Here is a 12,280-nt window from a genome sequence, read left to right on the forward strand (position 1 = left end):
CCGGCGGCCCGATGGTCAGCTCACTGGGTGAGGGTGAAGTCGTACCCGGACGAGGCGATGACCTTGCCGCCGACGGTCTCGGTCACGGTGCCGCCGAAGTACCGCGCCGGGAGATAGTCACGCGGCCAGGTGATGGTCCACTCCCCGGTCCGTGGGTCGGCGATCGCGGAGCCGAGGTCGGTGCCCCACGCGCCCGTGATCTGCACCCGCGCCCCCGGGTTCGCCGTACCGGTGAACACCGGCCTGGTGCCGGTGAGGGTGTCGCCGACTCTCGGCGAGGTGACGACGAGTCGAGGCTGGACGATCGTGAAGTCGTAGACGAAGGTGTGCGTCGGTACCCCGTCCACGAACTGCTTCACGGTGCCTCCGGCATACCGGCTCGGCAAAAGGCTCTTGTTCCATGTGATCGACCAAGCACCGCTCGCGTCGACCCGCTCCACTGAGCCGAGGACGTCGCCCCACGCGCCACGGATCTCGATGCGCGACCCCGGCTCGCCGGTCCCACTGAATACGGGGGTCGTCTCACTGATCGTCTCGCCGCGCCTCGGCGACTCGACCACCAAGGGGGCGATCGGCTCGTCCGGTGCCCTGACGATGTTCGCCGTGAAGTCGGCGATCGTGATGCGGGAGGAACCGTAGGTGACCTTGCCGCCCGTGGCCTCGCCGACGGGAGCGTCGTCGTTCGCCCGCAGCGTGAACCTCAGCGTGGTCGCGCCGACCGGCAAGACACCCCCGATGCCCAACGCGTCGAGTGTGAAGGCCGGGTGGTCGACCGCAGTGATCCGCGTGTTCGCCGGGTGGTAGACGTCGATGCGCTGACCACCGGCATCGGCGTTGAACGTCGCCTCCACCTCCACGGACTGACCGGGGGCGAGCGTCGGCGTGGGGATCGAGGCGCCGGGCGCGAGCGGCGACGGGACCGTGAAGTCGAAACGCACCTGGACATCCGAACCGGTCCCGCTCTGGGTCGCGGTGCCCGTGTAGCGGCCGGGCTCGAGCTGGATCGACGGAACCGACCAGGACGTCGAGTCCAGGGGGACACTGGTGCTCGCGAGCAGGGCCTGCGCGTCGGTGCGGATCGAGATGGACGATCCGGGCTGCCCGATACCGCTGAACGTGGGGGACGGCGTGTCCACCGTGGCGCCGATCGCCGGCGTACGCAGTTCGAACGGCTCGATCGGGGCCAGCTGCGACTCCACGACGACGTCGGTGAGCGCGTCCATCGTGAGCTCGACGAAGGTGTCGGTGTCGGTCCCACCCAGGGAGTACCGACTCGACACCGGGTACAGCGCGTAGCCGGCGACCCACGTGTTCGAGACGTAGCGCCACTCGAAGTCCTGCGACGGGGAACCGGTGCACGTCCGGGCTGCGACGAACGCCCGGGAGCCGTCGCCGGCGGGCGTCAGGCAGAGCGTCGAGGAGGCTCCCACGCCGGTGATCGGCCCGGCCGCACCGACGGAAGGGAGGGAATACGTTCCCGCGAGCGACGCTGCTCCGCCCACCGAGGACGAGTACAGCCGCTGGACGTTCCGACCCGACTCCGGCGCGGAGAGCCCGACGTACGCCGAGGATCCACTGGACCGGTTCTGCAGGACGAGCTTGCCGATCACCCTCGAGGTGCCTGCCGAAGGGGCCACGGCGTCCGGCGCACCGGGGACGTCCCCGGTGCCGAACGCGTCACGGGGTCCGTCGTCGTGCTCCCGGGGGTCGGCGATGGAACCGACGGGCGGAGCGGCGGACGCCGGGACCGGGACTCCCACCGCGGTGAGCAGGATGGTCGCAGCGGCCAGGGCCGAGAGCGTGGATCGCAGGAGCAAGGAGCGCGGAGCACGAATCAGAGCAGTCACGAGGACCGAGGCTACTCATCTGGAATATCGCCATGGGGGCTGCCGCCGAATCTGTGGAGAACTCGTCCCTCAGTCGGTCGGCACGTGCCGCTCGTCGGGCCCGACGTACTCGGACAGTGGACGGATGAGCGCGTTCGACGCGAGCTGCTCGGCGATGTGCGCCGTCCACCCGACGATCCGAGCGGCGACGAACAGCGGCGTGAACGTGGCCGTGTCGAACCCGATCAGGTTGTACGCCGGGCCCGAGGGGTAGTCGAGGTTCGGCTTGATGTTCTTCCGCGCGACCATGTCCGCTTCGAGCGTCGTGTACAGCTCGAGGATCTCGGGCTTGCCGTAGTGCTCGGCGAGCCGCTCGAGCGCCTTGAGCATCGTCGGCACGCGCGAGTCGCCGTTCTTGTAGACCCGGTGTCCGAAGCCCATGATTTTGCGCTTCTCGGCGAGCGCCGCGTCGAGCCAGGCGCTGGCCTGGTCAGCCGTCCCGATCTCGTCGAAGACGTGCATGACGGCCTCGTTCGCCCCACCGTGCAGGGCGCCCTTGAGCGCGCCGATCGCTCCGGTGACCGCCGAGTACAGGTCGCTGAGGGTCGAGGTGATGACCCGGGCGGTGAACGTCGACGCGTTGAAGGAGTGCTCCGCGTAGAGGATCATCGACACGTCGAACGCGTCGACGACGACCGGATCGGCCTCTTCGCCGAAGGTCATGAAGAGGAAGTTGGCGCTGTAGCCGAGGTCGTCGCGCGGCGGGACGAGCTCGAGGCCGTGGCGGCGGCGCTGGTCGTACGCGACGATCGCGGGCAGCTTCGCGTACAGGCTCGCGGCCTTCACCGCGTTGGCCTCAGGGGTGTTCGTCTCGGCGGTCGGATCGTTCGCACCGATCACGCTGACCGCCGTCCGGAGGGCGTCCATCGGGTGGCTCGTCGTCGGGAGGAGGTCGATGGCCGCCTTGACGTTGTCGTCGAGTGCGCGCTGGCCCCGCTCCGACGACGTGAACTCCGCGAGTTCGGCCCCCGTGGGCAGTTCACCGTTCCAGAGCAGGTACGCGACCTGCTCGAAGCTGCAGTGCTCGGCGAGCTCCTGGACCGGATACCCGCGGTAGAGCAGCGAGTTCGTCTCCGGGTTCACCTTCGAGACGCTCGTCACGTCGACGACGACGCCGGCGAGACCCTTCTTGATGTCGCTGGTCGCTTCGGTCATGCGTTGCTCCTTTGCGTACTGCCTGCGCGCGTCCTGCGCGCGTCGGTCGAGCTTGGCACCCGGCTCGCCCCTCGACAAGCTCGGGGAGCGGAGACCCAGGTGGTGTTCACCGGTGAGGGGACGCCTACCGGTCGATGGTGAAGTTGAAGACCGAGGTGTCGAAGCGGTTGTAGCCCTCGTAGTCGATCAGTTCGTAGAGGTCGGCACGGTGCTGCATCTCACCGAGCTTGCTCGTGAGCGAGCCCTCGTCGTTCAGCGTGTCGAGCGCGCGACCCGCGGCGCCCATCGCGATGCGGAGGAGCGACACCGGCCAGATGACGAGGTTCACGCCCACATCGGCGAGCTGCTGACTCGTGAACAGCTCGCTCTTGCCGAACTCCGTCATGTTGGCGAGGATCGGCACGTCGACCGCGTCGCGGACGGCGGCGAACTCCTCGAGCGACCGCATCGCCTCGGGGAAGATCGCGTCGGCTCCGGCGTCGACGAGCTGCTTGGCCCGGTCGATCGCGGCGTCGAGCCCGTCGACGGCGGCGATGTCGGTGCGCGCCATGATGAGCAGGTTCGCATCGCGCCGAGCGTCGACAGCGGCACGGATCCGGCCGAGTGCGGTGGAGGTGTCGACGACCTGCTTGCCGTCGAGGTGGCCGCAGCGCTTCGGGTTGACCTGGTCTTCGATGTGGAGCCCGGCGAGCCCGGCGTCCTCGATCTCCTGGACGGTGCGCGCGACGTTCATCGGCTCCCCGAAGCCGGTGTCGGCGTCGACGATCGCGGGCAGCTCGGTCATCCGGGCGATCTGCTTGGCGCGAGCGGCGACCTCGGTGAGGGTCGTCAGTCCGATGTCGGGCAGCCCGAGGTCGGCGGAGAGCACCGCGCCGGAGATGTAGACGCCGTCGAAGCCCTTCTGCTCGATGAGCCTCGCCGAGAGCGGGTTGAACGCGCCCGGGAAGCGCAGCAGCTCACCGGTGGCGAGTCGCTCCCGGAACAGCCGGCGCTTCTCTGCCGGCGTGGTCTCGCTGTACAGCATCAGCACGGTCCCTTCTGGAGGTCGGCCGGCATCAGAACAGGCCGGCCGGGTGGGGTGCCGAGGCGAGGACCCCGGAGGCGGCCTGGATGCTCAGCTGCTTGACCTCGTCGGCGTCGAGCTCCGGGAGGCGTTCGGCGAGCGCGAGGAAACGCTCGATCTCCTCCGCATCGAGGACGTCGGCGGCGAGCGTGCGGAACTTGTGGATGTAGTCGGCGCGTGCGAACGGCCGGGCTCCGAGCGGGTGGGCGTCGGCGACGGCGATCTCGTCGACGATGGTCGACCCGTCCGTGAGCGTGATCTCGATGCGCCCGCCGAACGCCTGTTCGGCCGGGTCGAGCGAGTGGTAGCGGCGCGTCCACTCAGCGTCCTCCGCCGTCGAGATCCGGTGCCACAGCTCGACGGTGTCGGCGCGGGTGGCACGTTCGGGACGGTAGGAGTCGACGTGGTGCCACGCGCCGTCCTGCAGCGCCACCGCGACGATGTAGGGGATGGAGTGGTCGAGCGTCTCGCGCGACGCCGTCGGGTCGTACTTCTGCGGGTCGTTCGCGCCGGAGCCGATGACGTAGTGCGTGTGGTGCGAGGTGTGGAGGACGATGCGGTCTACGGCTCCGGGCACGAGGACTTCAGGGTGCTCGTGGTGCAGCTTGCGGGCGAGGTCGATCCACGCCTGCGCCTGGTACTCCGCCGAGTGCTCCTTCGTGAAGGAGTCGAGGATCGCGAGCTTCGGCTCACCGGCGCCGGGCAACGGGACGTCGTAGGAGGCGTCGGGGCCGTCGAGCAGCCAGGCGACCACGCCGTCCTCGCCCTCGTAGATCGGTGACGGGCTGGTCTCGCCGCGCATCGCCCGGTCGACGGCCTCGACCGCCATCTTGCCGGCGAATGCGGGAGCGTGCGCCTTCCAGGTGGAGATCTCGCCCTTGCGCGACTGGCGAGTGGCCGTCGTGGTGTGGAGTGCCTGGCCGATCGCCTGGTGGATGGTGGCCTGGTCGAGGCCGAGCATCGTGCCGATGCCGGCCGCGGCGCTCGGGCCGAGGTGTGCGACGTGGTCGATCTTGTGTCGGTGCAGGCTGATCGCCTTCGCGAGGTCGATCTGGATCTCGTAGCCGGTCGCGATCCCTCGAACGAGGTCGGCGCCCGTGCAGCCGACGTGCTGGGCCACCGCGACGATGGGCGGGATGTTGTCGCCCGGGTGCGAGTACTCGGCGGCGAGGAAGGTGTCGTGGAAGTCGAGCTCGCGCACGGCGACGCCGTTGGCCCAGGCGGCCCATTCCGGGGAGACGCGGCGGGCGAGGTCGGGCCCGAACACCGTGGCACCGTCGCCGCCGGTGCTGACGGGGTGGCTGAGCGCCTGGGCGCGAGCCGAGGAGACGGGCCGGCGCGTGAGCGAGGCGGCTGCGACGGCGGCGTTGTCGATCACCCGGTTGATGATCATGTCGACGACCTCGGGCGTCACCTCCACCGGATCGGTCGCGACTCGGGCGAGCTGCCAGGCGAGCTGTCCTTCGCGGGCGAGGTTCTCGTCGCTGCGATGGACGCGCAGGTGGTGCTGGATCACGGGTGTTCCTTTCGGGTGCGGCCCGTCCGAGTGTGCTGCGGGGCGTCGCATCCTCCAGCCTACGCCCGCGGGTCCGTCGCGCCGCAGCAGGAGAACCGCCTGGGAACAGGACATTTCGCGTGGAACGGTCCTGCTGTCGCGCCGATCTCCTGGCATCTCGTTCTCCGCATTCACCCAGCCCGCGTACACCGCGCATACGGCGGCCGCGGCCAGAGTGACACACATACCGACCCCTGACGAACCGAAGGAGACGACCGTGCCGATGCACACCCCTGGGGTACCGCAGACCCCGCACCTGTTCGGCGACGTGGTTCGAGCCGAGGCGCTCCACTACACCGAACTGTTCGCGGAGAAGCCGTTCGTGCCGGCCCTGCTGCTGTACTGCTCGAACGGCGCGTACCGCATCCTGTCGCCGGGCGAGGACCACCCCGGCAGTTACGTCGCCGAGGGGCCGCTGTCCGCTGAGCGGGTGCGCGTGAACTTCATCTCGTGGCCGTCCGAGGACTGGAACCGGAACGTCGCCTTCCACGTGCTCGACTTCGACCGGACGACCGGAGGGTTCACCCAGCGGCTGCGACTCCCGGGCGATCCCGAGCCGAAGCACCAGGCCGGCCGCCACACCGCGGTCACCGACCTCGGTGGCTGGGATGCGGACACGACGTGGGAGACGGCCGAGCCGCTCCTCCGCGAGACCTTCGAGGCACTCGCCCGCGGCTGACGGAGGGAGTGATGGGCCGAGCGAGCGGCAGGCCGTCACCGGACGGGACGAAGCACCGTGTCCGGACGACCGCCGACGGTCGGGGTCAGGCGGCGAGCAGCTGCGGGTCGGCCGCCGGGCGCAGCGGAGTGATCGTCGCATCGGCGAGCGCATCCTCGGCCAGCGGCAGGTCGACGACGATCGGAGCCGCCGCGGTCTCGAAGCGGTCCGCGATGTCGAACATGAGCGCGTCGAGGCGGGTGCGGAGCGCGTCGGCGATGGTCACCACCACCTCGGAGGAGGCGTCCTTCCGGCCGCGTTCGATCTCCGACAGGTAGGGCGTCGAGACGGCTGCGGCGGTCGCGACGTCCTGCAGGGTGCGCCCCTGTTCGAGTCGACGCGTGCGCAGGGCCGCGCCGAGGGCTTCGCGGTACAACATGGCGACTCCTTCCGGCTGCGGGCGCGGGCTCCGTGACCGCGTGTTCTCACTGTAGGCGCGGGCCGGCCAGGCTCGGGGAGCACGCGTTCTGCCGTCAGCGGACAGCATTGCCCTTCGACAAGCTCGGGGACCTACACGCCCGCCCTTCGACGAGCTCAGGGACCGATGCCGAGGGCACCGCTACAGGAAGATGTCGGGGTAGAGCTCCGACTCGTCGACGCCCGGTGAGTACTTCGCGAGGTCGGTGACCCCGGCCTCCGCGAGGACGTCCTCCACGATGAGCGACCGACCCGTGAGCTCACGCGCCGACGCCGTCAGGACCTCGTAGGCCGCGTCGGCGTAGATCTCCGGGGTGCGACTCTTCGCCAGGAGGGCCTCGCCGCCGAGGATGTTGCCGACCGCCGCCGTCTTGATCGTCGTCTTCGGCCAGAGCGTGTTCGCGGCGATGCCGTCGCGTCCGAACTCGGCCGCGAGACCGAGCGTCACCATCGACATGCCGTACTTCGCGAGTGTGTAGCCGGTGTGCGCGCCGAGCCACTTCGGATCGAGGTTGAGCGGCGGTGACAGCGACAGGATGTGCGGGTTCTCCGCGTCCTTCAGCATGGGGATGGCCGCCCGCGACAGCATGAAGGTGCCCCGCACGTTCACGTCCTGCATGAGGTCGTACCGCTTCGCGTCGAGATCGAGGGTCCGAGCGAGGCTGATGACGCTCGCGTTGTTGACGACGATGTCGATGCCGCCGAACTCACCGGCGGTCTCGAACACGGCCCGTGTGATGTCGTCGTCGTTCCGGACGTCGCCGAGGATCGGGAGTGCCTGCCCACCGGCCTCGCGGATCGCGTCCGCTGCGGTGTGGATCGTTCCCTCGAGGCGGGGATCGGGGGTGTCGGTCTTGGCGAGGATCGCGACGTTCGCGCCGTCGCGGGCGGCACGCAGGGCGATCGCGAGGCCGATGCCGCGGCTGCCGCCCGACATGAGGATGGTCTTGCCGGCGAGGGTGGTCATGCGGTGGGCTCCTTCGGGGTGGTGGTGGTCGACGCAGCCGAGCGTTTCGCCGACGCGGCGGCGAACGCTGCGACGCGCGCGACCGACTCGGGTGTCTCGATCGCCGCACCGATCGTGCGGGCTTCGTCGTCGAGGGCATCCTGATAGCCGCGGCCGACGCTCTCGCGCAGCAGCCGCCGCGCCTGACCGAACGCGGCCGTGGCTCCGGCCAACCAGAACGCGGCCACCTCGCGGGCACGGGCGTCGAGATGCTCGGCGGGGACCACCTCGGTCACGAGCCCCCAGTCGAGTGCTTCGTCCGCGCTCAGCATCCGCGGCCCGAGGGTGAGCTCGAGCGCCCGACGCATGCCGACCGCCTCGGGCAACAGGGTGCTCACGCCGCAGTCGGGCGTGAGGCCGATGTCGGCGTACTTACTGACGAACTTCGCCCGGTCGGATGCGATGATCACGTCGGCGACGAGCATGAACCCCAGTCCGCCGCCGGCGACGGCGCCCTGGACGGCGGCGACGATCGGCTTCGCGACCGATTGCAGCGTCCGATGGCCCTCGTGGATGATGTCGGCGAGCTCGGTGACGAAGGCGCCCGTCGATCCTGCGCTGCCGTCACCCATCCGCGACATCGCGAGGACGTCGCCGCCCGCGCAGAACGCGGGTCCGTTGGCGTCGAACAGGACCGCCCGGACGTCGTCGCGCTCCGCGATCTCGAGGGCGAGGTCGCGCCACCGTCTGGCCGCACGGTCGTCGATCGCGTTGAGGCTCGCGGGCCGGTTGAGCGTGAGGTGCGCGAGGCCGTCGCTCACGTCGAAGAGGATGGTGTCGTCGCTGGTCACGGAGTGGCTCCCTGGTCGGTGGATGGGTTCGTCGGCATCGGAGAGCCGGTCATTTCGGCGCCATCCGGATCGCGCCGTCGAGGCGGATCGTCTCACCGTTGAGGTAGCCGTTCTCGACGATGTGCAGCGCGAGTGCGGCGTACTCGTCGGGACGACCGAGGCGGGCCGGGTACGGCACCTGGTGCCCCAGCGACTCCTGCGCCGCCTCGGGCAGTCCGGCGAGCATGGGCGTCTCCATGATGCCGGGTGCGATCGTCACGACCCGGATCCCGAAGCGCGCCAGCTCGCGGGCGATCGGCAACGTCATCGAGTGCACCGCCCCCTTGGACGCGGCGTAGGCGGGCTGGCCGATCTGTCCGTCGAAGGCTGCGACGGACGCGGTGTTGATGATGACGCCGCGGTCTCCGGCGCCGTCGACGGGATCGCCGTCCGGATCGTTGTGCTGCATCGCGTCGGCGGTGAGCCGGATGACGTTGAAGGTGCCGAGGACGTTGACGCGGAGGACGCGTTCGAAGGCGCCGAGGTCCGCCGGACCGTCGCGGCCGAGCACCTTCGCCGGTGGCGCGATGCCGGCACAGTTCACGACGACCCGCAGCGGTCCACGCGACACCGCCGCTTCGACCGCCGCCTGCACCTGCTCACCGTCGGCGACGTCGGCGGGCACGAAGGTCGCGAACCCACCGAGCTCCTCGGCCCGCTCTGCCCCTGGTGAACCGGGGAGGTCGACGAGCACGACGCGCGCGCCGGCACCGGCCAGCCGCGTCGCGGTCGCGAATCCGAGTCCCGAGGCGCCGCCGGTGACGATCGCCGAACTACCGGTCACATCCATGTCGTGGTTCCCTTCACGTGGTGGGCGCGCCCGTCAGAGGCGCTCGATGATCGTCGCGTTGGCCATACCGCCGCCCTCGCACATCGTCTGCAGACCGTAGCGGCCGCCGGTCGCCTCGAGCTGGCCGAGGAGGGTGGCGAGGAGCTTCGTCCCGGAGGCGCCGAGCGGGTGCCCGAGGGCGATCGCCCCGCCACGCGGGTTGAGCCGGTCGTCGTCCACCCCGAACTCGCGTTGCCACGCGAGCGGGACGGAGGCGAACGCCTCGTTGACCTCGAACGCGTCGATGTCGTCGATGTCCAACCCGCTGCGCTCCAGGATGCGGCGGGTCGCGGGGAGGATGCCGGTGAGCATCTCGATCGGGTCGCTCCCGACCGCGGCGAAGGAGACGAAGCGCGCACGCGGCGTCAGCCCCAGCTCGAGCGCCCGGACCTCGCTCATGACGAGCGCGGCGGAGGCGCCGTCGGTGAGCGGTGAGGCGTTCCCCGGCGTGATCCGCCAGGCGATCTCGGGGAAGCGCGCCGCGAGCCGCTCGTCGCGGAAGACGGCGGGGAGTCCGGCGAGCGCCTCGGGGGTCGTCCCGGCACGGACCGTCTCGTCGGTCGTGACGACGGAACCGTCGGGGAGGGTGACGGCGACGACCTCGCCGTCGAACCCGCCGGACGCCCAGGTCGCGGCGGCGCGCTCATGGGAGCGGGCGGCGAAGGCGTCGAGTTCATCGCGGCTGAGGTTCCAGCGGGCGGCGATGAGTTCGGCGGAGACGCCCTGGCCGACGAGGCCCTCGGGGAAGCGGGCTCGGAGCTCGGAGCCGAAGGGGTCTGCACCCTGCACGTTGGAGCCCATCGGCGCTCGACTCATCGATTCGACCCCGCAGGCGATGACGACGTCGTTGCCCGCCGACATGACGCTCTGTGCGGCGAAGGTGGTGGCCTGCTGGCTGGAGCCGCACTGCCGGTCGATGGTGGTGCCGGGCGTCTCCTGCGGGAGGCCTGCGGCGAGCGCCGCGTTCCGCGCGATGTTCTGCCCCTGCTCGCCGGACTGGGTGACGCAGCCGGCGTAGACGTCCTCGACGACCGCGGGATCGATGCCGGTCCGCTCCACGAGCGCGCGGATCGTGCCGGCGAGGAGGTCCGTCGGGTGCACGGCGTTCAGCGCACCGCCCGGTTTGCCCCGGCCGGACGGCGTCCGGATCGCGTCGACGATCACTGCAGTGCGCATGGCCATCTCCTTCGAGGTCTGCGTCCACCCTAGGCCTGGCGCCTGCGCGGAAGGCGGCGGTTGTGGCCCTTCGACAAGCGAGGGGCCGGAACGTCCGTGTCCGCTGGACCGGCCCGACGATCCGCGGTCGGCGCCACGTACGATTGAGCGGTGGCCGACCCGAAGATCCTCCTCTACTACGCGTTCGCTCCCCTGGCGGACCCGGAGGCGATCCGGCTGTGGCAGCGCGACCTCTGCGAGTCGCTCGGTCTCCGTGGTCGCATCCTCATCTCGAAGGACGGCATCAACGGCACCGTCGGCGGCGAACTCGACGCCTGCAAGCTCTACGTCCGGAAGACGAAGGAGCACCCCGCGTTCCGCGACCTCGATGTGAAGTGGAGCGACGGCTCCGGCTTCGACGAGGACGACCCCGTCCGCACGGCCAGGCACCGGCCCGCGCCCTGGCGTCGGAGTAGCGACTTCCCGAAGCTCAGCGTGAAGGTGCGCGAGGAGATCGTGTCCTTCGGCGCCCCCGGTGAGCTCGTGGTGGACGAGCACGGCGTCACCGGCGGCGGGGTGCACCTGCAGCCGACGGAACTGCATGAGCTCGTCGCGGAGCGCGGCGACGACGTCGTGTTCTTCGACGGCCGGAACGCGTTCGAGGCCGAGATCGGTCGGTTCGCCGGCGCGGTCGTCCCCGACGTCGCGACCACTCGTGACTTCGTCGCCGAACTCGACAGCGGGAAGTACGACCACCTCAAGGACAAGCCCGTCGTCACCTACTGCACGGGCGGCATCCGCTGCGAGGTGCTCTCGGGACTCATGCGATCGCGAGGGTTCGGCGAGGTGTACCAGCTCGACGGCGGTATCGTCCGGTACGGCGAGCAGTTCGGCGACGACGGCCTGTGGGAGGGATCCCTGTACGTGTTCGACAAGCGTGGCTCGCTCGAGTTCAGCGATCACGCGGCCGTCATCGGGCACTGTGTCGTCTGCGACACGTCGACCAAGCACCTGCAGAACTGCGCGGACCCCTCCTGCAAGACGCAGTTGGTCGTGTGCGAGGCGCACGCGGACGGGCCTGACGGCGGCCCGCGATGCGCCGTGCACGCAGGGTCCGACGCCTCCACCGATGCTCGCACCGGCCAGCCCGCCTGAGCCGCCACCGTCATGACCGCCCACTTCCGCCTCCGCACCGAGCTCGCCGGGACGATGCAGCAGGCATTCGACCTCTCGCGGTCGATCGACGCCCACCTCGGCTCGATGGCGGACACCGGTGAACGGGCGGTCGGCGGCGTGACCTCCGGGCTGATCGGCCTCGGTGAGACCGTCACCTGGCGGGCGAGGCACTTCGGTGTGTCGTGGACGATGACGAGTCGGATCACCGCGCTCGAGGAACCCCACCGGTTCACCGACGAACAGGTGTCCGGTCCCTTCCGGACGTTCCGCCACGTCCACCTCTTCGAACCACTCGAGCGACCGATGGGGACGGCGCGGACCATCATGCTCGACGACGTCACGTTCTCGGCGCCGTTCGGTCCGCTCGGCCTCGTGGCCGAACACGTCGCGCTCACCCGGCACCTGCGACGGCTCATCGAGTCGCGGAACCGGTGGTTGGCGGAGGCACTTCGACAGGCTCCGTGACCGAAAGGTGCGGCTCAGTGACCGG

The 12,280-nt window shown here is 70.2% G+C and carries 12 protein-coding genes; 3 read left to right on the forward strand and 9 right to left on the reverse strand.

The features are described 5' to 3' along the window. Positions 1 to 20: 20 nt before the first annotated feature. From BWO91_RS18230 to BWO91_RS18245, 4 genes are all read right to left on the reverse strand, one after another. A complete protein-coding gene (locus BWO91_RS18230; RefSeq protein ID WP_153303548.1) occupies positions 21 to 1,847 on the reverse strand; it encodes a hypothetical protein in 1,827 nt (608 codons plus the stop codon). Positions 1,848 to 1,916: 69 nt separating this feature from the next. Next, positions 1,917 to 3,041 carry a bifunctional 2-methylcitrate synthase/citrate synthase gene (locus tag BWO91_RS18235; protein ID WP_071260442.1) on the reverse strand — a complete coding sequence of 375 codons (1,125 nt, stop codon included), beginning with the start codon at positions 3,039 to 3,041 and terminating at the stop codon, positions 1,917 to 1,919. A gap of 124 nt (positions 3,042 to 3,165) precedes the next feature. Then, positions 3,166 to 4,065, reverse strand: a complete 900-nt coding sequence (gene prpB / locus BWO91_RS18240) for a methylisocitrate lyase (protein WP_079004056.1) — start codon at positions 4,063 to 4,065, stop codon at positions 3,166 to 3,168. 31 nt (positions 4,066 to 4,096) lie between these two features. Beyond that, positions 4,097 to 5,620 carry an MmgE/PrpD family protein gene (locus BWO91_RS18245; RefSeq protein ID WP_240555583.1) on the reverse strand — a complete coding sequence of 508 codons (1,524 nt, stop codon included), beginning with the start codon at positions 5,618 to 5,620 and terminating at the stop codon, positions 4,097 to 4,099. 256 nt (positions 5,621 to 5,876) lie between these two features. Between BWO91_RS18245 and BWO91_RS18250 the strand changes: the two genes are divergently transcribed. Next, the gene (locus BWO91_RS18250; protein WP_153303549.1) at positions 5,877 to 6,338 is read left to right on the forward strand and encodes a hypothetical protein; all 462 of its coding nucleotides are present in this window, start codon (positions 5,877 to 5,879) and stop codon (positions 6,336 to 6,338) included. 85 nt (positions 6,339 to 6,423) lie between these two features. Here BWO91_RS18250 and BWO91_RS18255 read toward each other — a convergent pair whose 3' ends face one another. The 5 genes from BWO91_RS18255 to BWO91_RS18275 form a co-directional block, all read right to left on the reverse strand. Further along, positions 6,424 to 6,756, reverse strand: a complete 333-nt coding sequence (locus tag BWO91_RS18255; RefSeq protein ID WP_205847548.1) for a helix-turn-helix domain-containing protein — start codon at positions 6,754 to 6,756, stop codon at positions 6,424 to 6,426. Positions 6,757 to 6,936: 180 nt separating this feature from the next. Next, positions 6,937 to 7,761 carry an SDR family oxidoreductase gene (locus BWO91_RS18260; RefSeq protein WP_064294896.1) on the reverse strand — a complete coding sequence of 275 codons (825 nt, stop codon included), beginning with the start codon at positions 7,759 to 7,761 and terminating at the stop codon, positions 6,937 to 6,939. Continuing rightward, entirely contained in the window at positions 7,758 to 8,591 is an 834-nt protein-coding gene (locus BWO91_RS18265) for an enoyl-CoA hydratase/isomerase family protein (protein WP_079003594.1), read from the reverse strand. The genes BWO91_RS18260 and BWO91_RS18265 overlap by 4 nt, the downstream gene beginning before the upstream one ends. 49 nt (positions 8,592 to 8,640) lie before the next feature. Continuing rightward, positions 8,641 to 9,420, reverse strand: a complete 780-nt coding sequence (locus BWO91_RS18270; protein WP_079003595.1) for a 3-hydroxyacyl-CoA dehydrogenase — start codon at positions 9,418 to 9,420, stop codon at positions 8,641 to 8,643. Between the two features lie 33 nt (positions 9,421 to 9,453). Then, positions 9,454 to 10,635 (reverse strand): thiolase family protein, encoded by a 1,182-nt coding sequence (locus BWO91_RS18275; protein ID WP_079004057.1) that lies wholly within the window; start codon positions 10,633 to 10,635, stop codon positions 9,454 to 9,456. Between the two features lie 150 nt (positions 10,636 to 10,785). Here BWO91_RS18275 and BWO91_RS18280 point away from each other — a divergent pair, with 150 nt between their 5' ends. Then, a complete protein-coding gene (locus BWO91_RS18280) occupies positions 10,786 to 11,769 on the forward strand; it encodes a rhodanese-related sulfurtransferase (RefSeq protein ID WP_079003596.1) in 984 nt (327 codons plus the stop codon). Between the two features lie 12 nt (positions 11,770 to 11,781). Next, entirely contained in the window at positions 11,782 to 12,255 is a 474-nt protein-coding gene (locus BWO91_RS18285) for an SRPBCC family protein (protein ID WP_079003597.1), read from the forward strand. Positions 12,256 to 12,280 lie beyond the last annotated feature (25 nt).

The sequence above is a fragment of the Plantibacter flavus genome (assembly GCF_002024505.1).
GTDB lineage: Bacteria > Actinomycetota > Actinomycetes > Actinomycetales > Microbacteriaceae > Plantibacter > Plantibacter flavus_A.

What these genes read in the sequence shown, in the direction of transcription:
- BWO91_RS18235 (WP_071260442.1), bottom strand. Translation starts at nt 3,041, where the DNA reads ATGACCGAAGCGACCAGCGACATCAAGAAGGGTCTCGCCGGCGTCGTC.
- prpB (WP_079004056.1), bottom strand. Translation starts at nt 4,065, where the DNA reads ATGCTGTACAGCGAGACCACGCCGGCAGAGAAGCGCCGGCTGTTCCGG.
- BWO91_RS18255 (WP_205847548.1), bottom strand. Translation starts at nt 6,756, where the DNA reads ATGTTGTACCGCGAAGCCCTCGGCGCGGCCCTGCGCACGCGTCGACTC.
- BWO91_RS18260 (WP_064294896.1), bottom strand. Translation starts at nt 7,761, where the DNA reads ATGACCACCCTCGCCGGCAAGACCATCCTCATGTCGGGCGGCAGCCGC.
- BWO91_RS18270 (WP_079003595.1), bottom strand. Translation starts at nt 9,420, where the DNA reads ATGGATGTGACCGGTAGTTCGGCGATCGTCACCGGCGGCGCCTCGGGA.
- BWO91_RS18275 (WP_079004057.1), bottom strand. Translation starts at nt 10,635, where the DNA reads ATGCGCACTGCAGTGATCGTCGACGCGATCCGGACGCCGTCCGGCCGG.
- BWO91_RS18285 (WP_079003597.1), top strand. Translation starts at nt 11,782, where the DNA reads ATGACCGCCCACTTCCGCCTCCGCACCGAGCTCGCCGGGACGATGCAG.